Annotated in this window: 14 protein-coding genes; 3 read left to right on the top strand and 11 right to left on the bottom strand. The window is 44.5% G+C overall.

The annotated features are described in order from the left end of the window. Nucleotides 1-40: 40 nt before the first annotated feature. The 5 genes from AC0L13_RS04240 to AC0L13_RS04220 all read right to left on the bottom strand — a co-directional run bounded on the left by AC0L13_RS04240 (nt 41) and on the right by AC0L13_RS04220 (nt 5,122). Nucleotides 41-1,144: an ABC transporter ATP-binding protein gene (locus tag AC0L13_RS04240; protein ID WP_473644297.1), complete on the bottom strand. Its 1,104-nt coding sequence runs from the start codon at nt 1,142-1,144 to the stop codon at nt 41-43. Between the two features lie 15 nt (nt 1,145-1,159). After that, the gene (locus AC0L13_RS04235) at nt 1,160-1,930 is read right to left on the bottom strand and encodes an HAD family hydrolase (protein WP_473644295.1); all 771 of its coding nucleotides are present in this window, start codon (nt 1,928-1,930) and stop codon (nt 1,160-1,162) included. Next, on the bottom strand, nt 1,927-2,748 hold the full coding sequence (locus tag AC0L13_RS04230; protein WP_473644293.1) for a carbohydrate ABC transporter permease: 822 nt from the start codon (nt 2,746-2,748) through the stop codon (nt 1,927-1,929). The genes AC0L13_RS04235 and AC0L13_RS04230 overlap by 4 nt, the downstream gene beginning before the upstream one ends. A gap of 12 nt (nt 2,749-2,760) precedes the next feature. Beyond that, entirely contained in the window at nt 2,761-3,723 is a 963-nt protein-coding gene (locus AC0L13_RS04225; RefSeq protein WP_473644291.1) for a carbohydrate ABC transporter permease, read from the bottom strand. A gap of 70 nt (nt 3,724-3,793) precedes the next feature. Next, nucleotides 3,794-5,122, bottom strand: coding sequence for an ABC transporter substrate-binding protein (locus AC0L13_RS04220; RefSeq protein WP_473644290.1), 1,329 nt, complete (start codon nt 5,120-5,122; stop codon nt 3,794-3,796). A 387-nt stretch (nt 5,123-5,509) separates the two neighbouring features. On the opposite strand from AC0L13_RS04220, the gene AC0L13_RS04215 reads away from it, so the two are divergent. Beyond that, nucleotides 5,510-6,196: a C40 family peptidase gene (locus AC0L13_RS04215; protein ID WP_473644288.1), complete on the top strand. Its 687-nt coding sequence runs from the start codon at nt 5,510-5,512 to the stop codon at nt 6,194-6,196. A gap of 55 nt (nt 6,197-6,251) precedes the next feature. On the opposite strand, the gene AC0L13_RS04210 is transcribed toward AC0L13_RS04215, so the two are convergent. Both AC0L13_RS04210 and AC0L13_RS04205 read right to left on the bottom strand, forming a co-directional pair. Continuing rightward, entirely contained in the window at nt 6,252-7,172 is a 921-nt protein-coding gene (locus tag AC0L13_RS04210; RefSeq protein WP_473644286.1) for a patatin-like phospholipase family protein, read from the bottom strand. Nucleotides 7,173-7,403: 231 nt separating this feature from the next. Beyond that, entirely contained in the window at nt 7,404-8,426 is a 1,023-nt protein-coding gene (locus AC0L13_RS04205) for a C40 family peptidase (protein ID WP_473644284.1), read from the bottom strand. Nucleotides 8,427-8,568: 142 nt separating this feature from the next. Between AC0L13_RS04205 and AC0L13_RS04200 the strand changes: the two genes are divergently transcribed. After that, on the top strand, nt 8,569-9,630 hold the full coding sequence (locus AC0L13_RS04200) for a YsnF/AvaK domain-containing protein (RefSeq protein ID WP_473644282.1): 1,062 nt from the start codon (nt 8,569-8,571) through the stop codon (nt 9,628-9,630). 173 nt (nt 9,631-9,803) lie between these two features. On the opposite strand, the gene AC0L13_RS04195 is transcribed toward AC0L13_RS04200, so the two are convergent. From AC0L13_RS04195 to AC0L13_RS04185, 3 genes are all read right to left on the bottom strand, one after another. Then, nucleotides 9,804-9,998: a hypothetical protein gene (locus AC0L13_RS04195; RefSeq protein ID WP_473644280.1), complete on the bottom strand. Its 195-nt coding sequence runs from the start codon at nt 9,996-9,998 to the stop codon at nt 9,804-9,806. A gap of 72 nt (nt 9,999-10,070) precedes the next feature. After that, the gene (locus tag AC0L13_RS04190; protein ID WP_473644278.1) at nt 10,071-10,328 is read right to left on the bottom strand and encodes a hypothetical protein; all 258 of its coding nucleotides are present in this window, start codon (nt 10,326-10,328) and stop codon (nt 10,071-10,073) included. Nucleotides 10,329-10,541: 213 nt separating this feature from the next. Beyond that, nucleotides 10,542-11,279 carry a hypothetical protein gene (locus tag AC0L13_RS04185; RefSeq protein WP_473644276.1) on the bottom strand — a complete coding sequence of 246 codons (738 nt, stop codon included), beginning with the start codon at nt 11,277-11,279 and terminating at the stop codon, nt 10,542-10,544. 153 nt (nt 11,280-11,432) lie between these two features. On the opposite strand from AC0L13_RS04185, the gene AC0L13_RS04180 reads away from it, so the two are divergent. After that, nucleotides 11,433-11,855 carry a general stress protein gene (locus AC0L13_RS04180; RefSeq protein ID WP_473644274.1) on the top strand — a complete coding sequence of 141 codons (423 nt, stop codon included), beginning with the start codon at nt 11,433-11,435 and terminating at the stop codon, nt 11,853-11,855. A 42-nt stretch (nt 11,856-11,897) separates the two neighbouring features. Here the strand turns inward: AC0L13_RS04180 and AC0L13_RS04175 are convergent, their stop codons facing one another. Then, the gene (locus AC0L13_RS04175; RefSeq protein ID WP_473644272.1) at nt 11,898-12,635 is read right to left on the bottom strand and encodes a hypothetical protein; all 738 of its coding nucleotides are present in this window, start codon (nt 12,633-12,635) and stop codon (nt 11,898-11,900) included. Nucleotides 12,636-12,660 lie beyond the last annotated feature (25 nt).

Genomic DNA, 12,660 nt, shown 5'->3' with positions numbered 1-12,660 from the left:
ATTCCCTTTTAGATTATCAAACTATTTTTGATATTTATTTTCAGGAAGAACGAATACGCAATTCGGTTTCCTTATCGAAGAAATGGACTTTATCCATCGAAAACGCAAGGTTTACTTGCTCGCCAGGACGGATTGCTGTTTCTGCGCTTAACCGTGCGACGAAGTTCTGCCCTTCCAAACTGGAATAGACCATCGTTTCAGCGCCGGTCAGCTCGGATACATCGACTTGGACAGTTACATTTGATTTCATCCCGCCATCACCGCTGCTTGCAGCTTCCTCAATATGCTCCGGTCGGATGCCGATCATCGCTTCTTTTCCGATATAGCCCAAGCCGCGGAGCATCTCCATCCGGCTTTCTGGAATGAACAGCTTTGTATTCCCTGTCGTGAAGATTCCTTCACCGACAATGCCTGTGAAAAAGTTCATTGCAGGCGAACCAATGAATCCACCGACGAATACATTCTCCGGATATTCATACACTTCCTTCGGTGAACCTATTTGTTGAATGAACCCGTCTTTCATGACGACGAGCCTTGTCGCCATCGTCATCGCTTCCGTCTGGTCATGTGTCACATAGATCGTCGTCGTTTTCAGCCGTTGATGAAGCATCGCAATTTCCGCCCGCATTTGGACACGCAGTTTTGCATCCAAATTCGAGAGCGGCTCATCCATAAGGAACACTTGTGCATCGCGGACGATCGCTCTTCCTAACGCAACCCGCTGTCGTTGCCCGCCGGAAAGCGCCTTCGGTTTTCGGTCTAATAACTCCTCTAGCCCCAAAATTCTTGCGGCATTCATGACCCTTTCGTGGATTTCTGCTTTCGGAAACTTCCTGTTCTTTAAACCGAATGCCATATTTCCATACACGGTCATATGCGGATACAGTGCGTAGTTTTGAAAGACCATGGCGATATCACGGTCCTTCGGCGCCACATCATTCACTCTTTTTCCGTTGAGATAAATACTTCCGGACGTAATTTCCTCTAGCCCTGCAATCATCCGGAGCGTCGTCGACTTTCCGCATCCAGAAGGACCGACAAATACGATGAACTCCTCGTCTTCAATATGCAGGTGAAAATCCGACACAGCCGTTACATTCTTATCGAATTCCTTATAAATATGTTCCAAAATCAACTCTGCCATTATTTCGCACCTCTCTCACTTACTAATAACGGATGGCAATTCTGAAAGACTCTCAATCACGTCTTGTGGAATCGCCTCTGTCGGAAGCGACTCAAAATGCTTTTTCGTTTCCCGCTCCAATTTCCGCAACGCAATGTCGCGGATTTCTAGTACTCCCCTTCGTTCGGCTGGTGCCAGCTCTTTCAATGTATCCGGCAAATGACGGCATATCCAAATGGAACGCACACCAATCGCATTTGCAGAAATGACGTCATGATCGATTCGATCCCCTACATGTGCAACGATTTCACCGAGCTCCAAGACAGAGCCGTACATCCTTTTATCCGGTTTCGCAAGCCCTACTTCCTCAGGGGTGACAATCAAATCGAAATGCCTCGTCAGCTTCAATGCATCCATGACCGGCAATTGATATTTCGTAAAGCCATTCGTGACGACCGCCAATGAATACCCAAGCTGCTTCAGTTCATCCAGCACGTCACAAACTGACTCTTCCAGTAAATAAACATTCGGTTCCATGCAAAACCCTCTTACAATCTCTTCTACATTAATAGACAGTTGCAGGCCATTCGCTTTCACATAATGCATGACAATATCGTCCCAGTCATATGCATCCGCAGTCCTTCCGTCCTTCAAACGAGTTTCATGCTCCAGCACGAGTTGACCGACGATGTTTTCCAGCAATTTATTCTCAAGTAAAACCCGTCTTTCAATTTCCGGAAACACATGGCCGACGAAAGGATTTTGCATGAGCGTCCCATCCAAGTCGAACGTAATCCATTTCTTCATTTCACAGCACCTGTCGTCAAACCTTCAATGAACTGCTTGGAGGCTAATAAAAATGCGACAATCATCGGAAGCGATGAAATCGTCAATCCTGCAAATAACAAATTCCATTGCGTGTCATATTCGCCGAAAAGGGAAAGCATTCCTAACGGTATCGTGTTTTTCGCGTCATCATGGATGAAAATCAATGGATAGAAAAAGTCATTCCATACGCCGATCAAGTTGACGATCCCAACAATCGCCAGCGACGGCCTCATTAGCGGCAAAATGATTTTGTAATAAATCTGGAATTCATTGCACCCGTCCAGCCGTGCCGACTGATCCAAATCTTTCGGCAGCGACCTGAAAAACCCGTAAAAAACGAATACGGCAAACGGCACATTTCCCGCAATGTAGACGATGACGAGCGAGTTGAGCGAATTTAAGAGGCCTAGCTTCAACATCATCATATATAGCGGCAGAATCGCCAGTTTCATAGGAATCATGAGCCCCAGCATGAAGAAAAACAGGATAAATGCATTCCACTTGAAGTCGTAGCGGGACAAGTAAAATGCGGCCAATGACGAAAAGAACAAAATGAAGAAGATAGACAATGCACTTACGTACACGCTGTTCCATACATAGCTATCAAAATTCACTTTTTCCCAAACAACAGCGAAGTTCTCTAACGTAAATTCCTTCGGAAATGAAAGAGGGGCTGTCAGTATTTCAAGATTCGGTTTAACGGACGAAAGGAACATTAAAAATATCGGATAAAGGGCAATGAGCGAGAACACAATCAAAATCGGATACTTCATAAATTGTTTAAGACTTTTTGACATGCTTACACCCCATTATTGTTCGATTTCTTTCCTCTTGAAGAAGAAAAGTGAAATAGCGGTCGCCGTGCAGATGATTAGGAATAGAATGACCGCAAGCGCAGAACCAAGCCCGATCGCATCCCCACCATCAACAGATCCGAACGCCAACCGGTAGAAAAACAGTGCCAATACGTCTGTGGAATAATAAGGTCCACCGGAAGAGCCTTGCATTGCAAACACGAGTTCAAACGTTTCAAATGAACCGATAAATGTCAAAATCGTCATGATCATAATGGACGGCATCGCCATCGGAATCGTAATCCGGAATAACATTTTCAACCCAGACGCCCCATCGATTTTCGCCGCTTCGTAAATCTCCTCCGGTATCGCTTGAAGTCCTGCGAGGAAGATGAGGATCGCAAATCCGATTCCGTACCAACTGTTCACGAGGATGATCGTGTAAAGCGCCGTTTTCGGGTCCCCTAGCCACGGATGAGCCCATTCGGCCAACCCTACCATCTTCAAAAAACTGTTCAGCGCCCCGTTTGTCGGGTTCAAAATCAAGCTGAACAGGAAACCGACGACGATGACGGATAATAATTTCGGCATGAAAAAGACTGCTTTGAAAAATTCCCTTCCTTTAATTTTGCTATTGATTAATAACGCCAAAGCGAACGCTAATACGAGTTTCGTCACAACAGTTCCGATGAAATAAATGATGTTATGCCAAAATGCATTTGTGAAAATGGTGTTATACGGCTCTTCCGTAAATAGCCGAATGAAATTTTCCAAGCCGATAAAGTCTTGCCTCACCATCCCTTTAAAGGAATAGAAGCTATTCACGAAGGCCGCAAGAATTGGATACACTTGAAAGCCGACGTAGAAAATAAGTGCAGGCAGTAAAAACAGATGCAAAAAGTGCCTCTTCATACTTCTTTTATTCCTGGAGGGTTTGTGTGAAGCTTTTACGTCTGCCACTTGTTCCTTCATTACCATCGAATCTCCCCCTATGCATTTCAAAAAAATCAGCCGGCGGAGTACCGTCTACCAGCTGATTTCCGTCAAATTATTTCACTGGTTCAAACCATTTATCCATCGATTTCTGTGACTCATCGATTACGCCGTCGACTGTCAGTTCCTTTATATACATTCCTTGCAATGCGTTTTCAAAGGTCGTTTTCGTTGTTGGTGAGCCTCCGCCCAAATAGACGAGCATTAAGTAAGGTGTCGGATCCTTTTCGCCTAGCTCCGTCATTTCCTTCACTAATTCGTGGCTCGGTTCGACTCCAGGAATGGCACTAATCCGCGCCAATTCATCGCTGAACATTTGACCGAATTCCTTAGAAGCCATGAATTCCATGAACTTTTTCGCTTCCTCTTGATGCTTGGATGCTTTGACGACTGCGTAAGAGCCATCCACCCATGTGACAAGCGGCGTCTCTCCGCCTTCTTCATTCGCAAATGAAGGAAGGATTCCGATATTCAAATCGGGAGCTGTATTTTCGAATGTTTCAAGACGGTAGCTTCCGTTAATGTACATCGCTGCTTGACCTGTATAGAACATCGCTTGTGTATCTTTATCATCCAAGGCGATGAAGTCTTTTGGGAAAAGCCCTTCCAATTGTTCCATACGCTTCACCGACTCGACGAAGCGATCATCAGTCAAATCAGCGCTTCCGCTCAGTACATCATCGATATACGATTGGTCATAAGATGTGGCCCCGATGACACTATGCGTTAGCGAGAGCAAGTAAGCTGCTTTCCCAGCTTGAGCAATCGGAACGATGCCTTTTGCCTTCATCTCCTCCCCGACTTTCAGCAACTCATCCCATGTTGTCGGCAAGTCGAATCCATGCTCTTCAAATACATCTTTATTGTAAAAAATGACGCCGGCATTCAACGATAATGGAACGCCATACACGTTACCGTCCGAACCTCTTGCCGCAGTCAAATACTCTTCGGAAATTTCATCGATCCCTTCAATATCGTCCAAAGGAACAATGAAATCGCCATCGATAATAGAGACGGCTCCTTCATATGGGCGAAGCTGGATGATATCCGGACCTTGCCCTGCTGTAAGTGCATTCGTCAATATCGTTCCGTATTCCGTCGACTTATACGGTTTGAATGTTACTGTAATGCCTGGATTTTGATCCTCAAATTCCTTGATGAATTTTTCATATGCTTCCCGGTCTTCTGGACGCCAGCTGTACATCGTTAACTCAACAGGATCTTTTTCTTCCGCTTTCTCTTCTACTTTGCCTTCCGTACCTGTCGTCGTTTCCTCCTCTGTTTTTGTCTCTACTTCCGTGTTCTCCTCTTTCCCCGAACAGGCTGCTAGTAGGAAAATGCCTGTCAACAGAAAAGCCGCCAGAACCATCCATCTTCTCTTCATCCCATCCATCCCTTCACTTGAAATATTTTTTTACTTTCGGTTGGAAATTTTGATTGAAATGACCAACGAATCACTAATATCTTATTAATTTGATATAAGTAATACGACAAGAAACGCACATTAATTTTATGGATCGAATAATTTTCGGGCATAAAAAAAACAGCTGAATGGATTTATCGTCCAATCAGCCGTTTTTCTTCATTTCAGGTAATATTAACCTCTATTTCTAGTATATACTTTTATTAAATAAGCGTCATCTCAATGTAATGTTTTTGTAATATCATTGCCCCTGTCTTGTAATATTGAGGCTCTACAATTGGAAAGGTGATCAGCAAGAAATATAAAAATATAAAACCATCTTAGATCAGTGGTAGATAGGGGAATAGTGTGAAGAAAGTTGCTTTATCGTTATTCGTAGCAGGTTCATTGGCATTTGGATTTACGGCAGCAGATGCGGAGGCAAGTGCTCCTTCATCACAAACCGTATCAGCACATACAGGTACATATTCAACCGCATATAATGTTAATATCCGTTCTGGAGCGGGAACAAACTATAAAATTCTCACATTAGCTAAAAAAGGTACAAAAGTCACGTACGTGAATGAAAAGAAAATCGGTAAAGAAGTATGGTACCAAGTGAAAGCGAACGGCAAAACTGGCTGGGCGCTCAGCACTTTATTGACAAAAAAGTCTGTTGCTAAGAGCAATAACAATGTTGCGCTAGCAGACAATGTCGTTAAACGTGCAACTGGATTGACAGGCATTCCGTACCGTTTTGGCGGAACAACGACGAAAGGGTTCGACTGCAGCGGTTTTGTTCAATACGTTTATAAAAAATCCGGCAAATCGGTTGCCCGTGATACGTTAGGGCAATACGCTCAATCGAAAAAAGTTAGCAAACCTCAACCGGGTGATTTAGTATTCTTCCAAAACACGTACCGCAAAGGGATTTCCCATGTCGGCATTTACGTCGGAAATAATAAGTTCGTCCATGCTGGCGGGAAGCAATCACAAGTCGTCAGCTTGAACAATAGCTATTGGAAATCGAAATTCCATAGTTTCAAAAGATTATAAGGTGAAATTACACGATAAAAACCGTCTGCACAAATGTTGCAGACGGTTTTTTGCTTTAAATAATCAACCTGAAATTCTGGGTTTCTTCCATTGAATGAGACCATGTTCGCAGAAACTCATTAGTGCGCTCATGCCCCATGGCCATGAGTGCATCCTTTTGTTCATCTTCCATATTGAATTGTGTCGCGCTATATTGCTCGACGGGAATGAAAATAATATCTTTTTCATGCTTCCGGGAAATATACCTGTCGTCATGCGCGTTTTTCATCGTTGAAAACAATGCCTCGAACAAGTTGAGCGCATTTTTAATGTCTCTGCCGCCCATATCATCTTTCCGATGACTCAGCTTCATGCCAATCAAAGGACGTTCCCGCCTTCCTTCCGCATCATCGAAAATCCACATCGGGAAATTGCTTAGCACTCCTCCATCGACGACGATCATTTCCCCTGACGGCGCTTTGAATCGGACAGGTTCAAAAAAGAACGGGATATTGCAGCTCATTCTCAATGCGCGTGCTACCGGAAACATTCCGGGCTCAATGCCATAATGGACAAGATCATCAGGCAGCACGATCATCTTCCCATGTGTCAGATCAGACGCCACTAGCTTGAGTGAACCAGGCGGAACATCAGCAAAATTGTAAATCCCTTTCGCAGACAGCTTTTCGAAGAACCAGTCCTCGAGAGCATTCCCTTGATAAAGACCCATGCGCCAATAGAGCAGCAGCCATTTCATGAATGGTATTGGAAGAATCGTCTGGCGCGGATCGAGCAATGATTGCAAATCCTCTTCCTGCATCATTTGCTCGATTTCCCTGCCCGAATAACCTGAGGCAATGAAACACGCAAGAATCGCTCCCGCACTCGTTCCCGCCACCCGTTTGAAACGATATCCTTTCTCCTCCAACGCCTGGTACGCACCGACCAAAGCAAACCCCTTCAATCCGCCACCTGCAAATACCCCATCAATTAACACAGCATCCCTCCCATGGCGTTGTTACACTATAATGTTTTTCGGGGGAATGTAGAACTTGGAAAGGTAAATCTCGTATTCTTTGAGTGCGGAGCGGATTGTTTTGGGCGCGGGAACTCCTTTCTTGAGCGCGAAATGGCATTCTTGGGCGCGGGGACCGCTTTCTTGAGCGCACAACTCCATTCTTGAGCGCAGAACAGCCCTTTCCGCTTCAGGAAAGGGCTGTTCTCCATTTCATTTCAAATATCTACGCGCGCCGGCGTAGTTTGTTTTGTACGTACCTATGTCGAACTTAATGATCTCAACTTTTTTAGATGAATTGGGAGCGTGCACCATTTTGCCGTCGCCGATATACATCCCGACGTGATACACTTTCCCTTTTCCTTTATTATGAGCGAAAAATAGCAGGTCGCCGGGCTGCAAGTCTTTTCGTTTCACCGCCAGTCCATTCGTCGCTTGGACGGAAGAGTCGCGTGGAATGAGGATGCCGTAATTTTTATAGACTGCATACATCAATCCTGAACAATCAAATCCATACGCAGATACACCTGCCCATAAGTACGGAAGACCAATATACTGCTTAGCACTTTCAACAAGATCCTGTTGCGTCGGCTTTGGAATTGATTTGAAATCGGCGTATACTTTCACGTCGCTTTTACGAACATATTTCAAGCCGTCTGTCTTCGTCTGTACTTGAAGCCAGTCTCTTTCTTCCTTCACGACTTCTAGGATTGTCGTATAACTTATATCTATGAATTTATATTTGTCATGGAGCTTCGGTGCATTGTATAAAGAAGCGATTTTTGCCGTAACGACTGCTATTCCTGCATCTGTATTTGTCGAGGAATACGCTTTTACATGAGACTTCGGCACCCATCCTTCATAGCCTTTCGCTTGGCCTTTATTATTAAACTGGTCGGCCACCGCGATATATAGCCAGTCCCCGCTCGATTTCAACACTTCCACACGATCCCCATACAACGCTTGCGTGTCGGTCCGGCCAATGAGCCAATTTTTATCAGCTACCGTTAAGCTTTTCGTCCATTTTGCTATATCAGGTTGCGCTGCAATCGAGATGGCGTCGATTTTGCGGGTTTTATTCGGCACACGCCATACGTTTGTTACTGGAACGCTAATCGCATATTGTACCGTTTCAGCTTTTCCTGATGACTCCTTGGGCTCCACAGCGGCAGATGTTTGATGAAAAGTGATGAATAAACAAAATATTAATATGAAAGCTGCAATCTTTTTCTGCATGATTCTTCTCCCCCTATTCTATCAATTTTAGTATATTCTTAATTGATTGCATAGCGAGTCTTTCATTGAAAAAGTTTTCAACTTGATAGATTGGGTATTTATATGACCAGTACCATCAATCAAAGAGAAGGAGAGATTTTACATGGATGATAAAAAATTTATCGGAATGTATCACAACGACTCGGAATTGATGACAAAAATAGATGATTTGAAAAATCAGGGCATCGATGGTGAAAATATTTATGTCATTGCGCAAGATGATTCAGATGTAACTATGTTTCAAGGAATGAAGTATGGTGATGTGCAAACGACACCTGAATCTTGGTTCGATCGTTTCATGAACTTCTTAACTGGTGAAAACCACGTCCGCAGCATGCTGAAAGAAGCCGGTGTAGCGGATGGCGATATGGACAACTATTATAACGAAATTCAAAATGGCGGGAAGCTGCTATATGTCGATGAAGGCGAATTGAATCGACTGCATACGAGAACTGATGGAAGCTTTGGCATCGTTGACGTCGGCGTTGATCCGAACTTAGGCGGAAACCGCGTTTCCGAATATGAAGAAAATGAATTAGATCAAACATTACGTGCCAATTCGTATTCCGCAGCATTCCAAGACTCCAATATGTATGAAGGTGCAGATGAAAATTACGGTAGGGTCGGCGGCGAAGCAGCGCGCAACTACTCGGACTATGAAACTCCTCCGAGCAACTATTTCGGAGTACAGAACCGTTTCGACGAAACCGATCAATTCGACCGGAATATGCAGGAAGAAAAGATGCGTCTGCGTGAAGAGCGACTTAGCGTTGACAAGGAAGAGGTAGAAAGAGGCGAAGTTACGCTCCATAAAGATGTTGTCGAAGAAGAGCAATCCTTCGATGTCCCTGTCATGCGCGAAGAAGTTTACGTCGAGCGTCGTCCTGTAAATGAGTACGAATCCGATGTAAATGAATTCAAAATGCAACAGAATGATGAAACGATCCGAGTACCAATCACTGAGGAGCGGATCGAAGTGACGAAGAAACCATATGTTTCTGAAGAAATCGTCGTTGGAAAACGACAAGTGGAAGATACCGAATCCGTGAATGAAACAGTTAAACGGGAAGAAGCCCGTCTCGAGCAATCAGGCGAAGTCGACGTGCAAGATGAATTCGTTGATGAGCCGACGATGCGTAGAAAATGGGATGACGAACAGTATTGATTACAATAATCGAGCCCGCAAAGCTGGATCCTAGCTTTGCGGGCTTTTCTATGTTTTATAGTGCCCGATTTGGGGTGAGACACTTTTATGTTTGATGATAATTGAAGGGCTTGAGGATTTTCATTAGGCTGGATGCTATCTCTGCCCGAATGTTGCTGAAACTTCATCCGCTATTAAATTTCAATGAGGGAAATCCGATTGCAGTCGACGACTACAGTCGTTCCTACATAATTGAAAAAGGCGAGAGATCGCTCTCTCTCAATCGTAGTCAATGACGACACCGGCTGCTGAAGTCCACTTACTACAATACTTGATAACGAGGTATTCGTTGGAAATGTTTCCAACAGATCACAAATGGCCCGTGACATATCGGGTCAACTCCTTTCTTCGTAGATGGTCGCCTTGGGTAGCATGTCCATGGTTTATCCCCAACAAAAATTCTAGAAAATCACTTGGGAGATGCTATCGCAATCCACAATAAGAGTCGTTCCGGTGATTGACGTGAAATATGCAAGATTCGTATCCGTATTCAGATTTATGAATGCAGTTACTGTAAATGGCACATCGTCAACGAGGATTTCCGACAGTGTGGAGTTTGGAGGCAAAGTAGACAAGAATTCGCATATCGGCCCATTATGCTTAGAACCGCTATTCAGCCAATTCGTGCTATCTGTATCCATCCTGTTCATGTTGCCCATGGCTTGGTCACCCCCTTTCAGATCCCTTTGCATTAAAGGGGTCCTTATACTGTATTACTGCAATTTCATCCTATATAGGACGTCTGCTTGGTTGTCCTTATTTTTTTCTTGATTTCAAGGCAAATGGACGGCATTTCGCAAAAAAAGTTCAACTTGAGGCGTTTTGCTTTGCGCCCAAATTGAACTGATTTATGAAATGAACAGCAATTCCCCTTACCAATGAATTGCATCCAGTTTATCAATTGCCACTGTTACAATGCCCGTTGCGGAAGAAAAATAGGCAACTCCTTTCTTCTCATCAACATTCAGCAAATGATCGACGTCAACTGTCATGCCCTCGACTACGATACGTTGCATCGGATATTTTGGTGGCAACGTGGAAAGCAATAAGCCGATGCTCTTCTTTGCGTGAAGGATTTTTTCGATAGACTTCTCCACTTCCTCCACTTCCCGTTTCCGCTGTAAATCATGTGCTTCCAGCTTGTCGATGACTTTCTCTTGCAACTCGCCGATTTTTGCATGTTGACTGCTCATTCGATCAAGCATGTCCAGTACGTCATGCAAATCATCATATTGGTGAATCGTAAATTCACGCATCGACATCCGATGATTTTGGAAGCTTTTTCGCAAACGAAAAACGGCATCCCCTTGTTTACCGAGCTCGTCTCGGATTGCGTCCTGCCTGACGGATGCATCCCTCAGCTTTTCATGGACTTCCCAAATCCTGTCCCGCAAATGGATATGACGGTTCCGATGGACATGCTGCTGGTGGGTAACGACTTCCAACATCTTGCCGCAAAGTATTTCTAACCGTTCAATCGCCGCCAGCAGCTGCGCATTGACCCCATTTTGCTCCTGTATAAAAGCCACATACGGATTCCAGACGAACCGATCTTGATTCGCCGGAAAACCGCTTGGCTTCTCACTTTGATGCACTTTCGAAATTTCCAAATCCCTTGGCTCCTCTACCGAGTCTTTCTCCTATACTATGTCGCCCGGCCCGCCTATTGTTCACGTTTTTAACGGAAGGCGGCAATCTTGGTTGTTTCCTTTTCACCCAACAAGGGTATTTTCCAAGACAAAGATGTTTGAGGAGGTACAATGATGAATAAAACATTTATCGGAAGTTTTCCGAATCAAGAGCGATTAATGTCTAAAATAATGGAGCTGAAGCACGAAGGTGTGGAGGAGCAAGATTTGTATATTGGCATGAAAGACGATTTGGCAGTCGATGAGCTGCGGAGCCATGCACTGCAGGAAGGTGAGGATTCCCCATACAATCTATTCAATCATTTCATGGGGTTTCTAGCTGGCGAACAAAATGTACGCCGCCTCCTTAAAGAATCAGGTTTCACGAATGACGAAGCAAAACGATATTTCGACGCTGTCCAAGAAGGAGCTTTACTGCTCTACATGAATGGAAAGCTGAAAAAAGAACATAGTGCAGAACCGATTGCGGTTGAAAGGCAATATGACGGTTACAAACCGATTCCGTTAGATGAAATTGAGGCGAGTTCTGATAGTTAATAAACAACACCCATGGAACACGATAGATTCCATGGGTGTTGTTTATAGATATGTCTCTCGCCATTCCGAAAGCTCTTGCTCCAGAATCTGCTTTTCAAGCGTTTCGTCCCACTCTCCTGTCAACGTGTTCCAAACCCGTACATACAGTCGGTCGTCTGCGGTTTGATGGAGTCGGAATTCAATGCAGGAGGTAGACTTTCGTTCTAGCTCTTTGACTGCCGTTATTGCTTCGACAACAAGTTGCACGTCGCCGACCGTATAAGCGACTTCCAATTGATCGAGTGCATTCCGCCACTCATCGTCACTGAAATCCTTCACATTCCGGAAATTAGGTGCATGCCGGTACGTCTCTCCACCATCATCCGTCGGCTCTCCCTGAAAAAACAGACGATGCGACGGGCTATAATAGACCGTCGACTCCTCCTTCTCGGGTGGCTGAATGTAAATGCCTGATTCAAGCTGCTGCTTTCCTGTTTCAGTCAATGTAAACGCATCGTTGCTCTTTCCTATCATGCCGGCCCGGTTCATCCGATCAATGACATCCTGAATGAATAACGGTTCGACGATGAGCATGTCGCTCAATTCTTCAACTGACTCAAACCGTGAAGCACGGAAAGCGACTAACAGCATCTTCATCAAAATGTCCATTTTTGTGCGCTTCACCGTTTCGTACTCGACGTCAATCACCTGAATCGGCAATGACCACTTCACCGTTTCAAGCAATTTCACATTCAAGTCCCTCAGCAATTCTTCACGCAGCCGTTTTTCCAATGCATCCATTCACCCATCCCTTTCAACGTTCATT

It is taken from the genome of Sporosarcina sp. QA0331 (assembly GCF_055808055.1).
This window is presented reverse-complemented; position numbering and strand designations above follow the sequence as displayed.

What these genes read in the sequence shown, in the direction of transcription:
- AC0L13_RS04240 (WP_473644297.1), bottom strand. Translation starts at nt 1,144, where the DNA reads ATGGCAGAGTTGATTTTGGAACATATTTATAAGGAATTCGATAAGAAT.
- AC0L13_RS04235 (WP_473644295.1), bottom strand. Translation starts at nt 1,930, where the DNA reads ATGAAGAAATGGATTACGTTCGACTTGGATGGGACGCTCATGCAAAAT.
- AC0L13_RS04230 (WP_473644293.1), bottom strand. Translation starts at nt 2,748, where the DNA reads ATGTCAAAAAGTCTTAAACAATTTATGAAGTATCCGATTTTGATTGTG.
- AC0L13_RS04225 (WP_473644291.1), bottom strand. Translation starts at nt 3,723, where the DNA reads ATGGTAATGAAGGAACAAGTGGCAGACGTAAAAGCTTCACACAAACCC.
- AC0L13_RS04220 (WP_473644290.1), bottom strand. Translation starts at nt 5,122, where the DNA reads ATGAAGAGAAGATGGATGGTTCTGGCGGCTTTTCTGTTGACAGGCATT.
- AC0L13_RS04205 (WP_473644284.1), bottom strand. Translation starts at nt 8,426, where the DNA reads ATGCAGAAAAAGATTGCAGCTTTCATATTAATATTTTGTTTATTCATC.
- AC0L13_RS04200 (WP_473644282.1), top strand. Translation starts at nt 8,569, where the DNA reads ATGGATGATAAAAAATTTATCGGAATGTATCACAACGACTCGGAATTG.
- AC0L13_RS04195 (WP_473644280.1), bottom strand. Translation starts at nt 9,998, where the DNA reads ATGTCACGGGCCATTTGTGATCTGTTGGAAACATTTCCAACGAATACC.
- AC0L13_RS04190 (WP_473644278.1), bottom strand. Translation starts at nt 10,328, where the DNA reads ATGGGCAACATGAACAGGATGGATACAGATAGCACGAATTGGCTGAAT.
- AC0L13_RS04180 (WP_473644274.1), top strand. Translation starts at nt 11,433, where the DNA reads ATGAATAAAACATTTATCGGAAGTTTTCCGAATCAAGAGCGATTAATG.
- AC0L13_RS04175 (WP_473644272.1), bottom strand. Translation starts at nt 12,635, where the DNA reads ATGGATGCATTGGAAAAACGGCTGCGTGAAGAATTGCTGAGGGACTTG.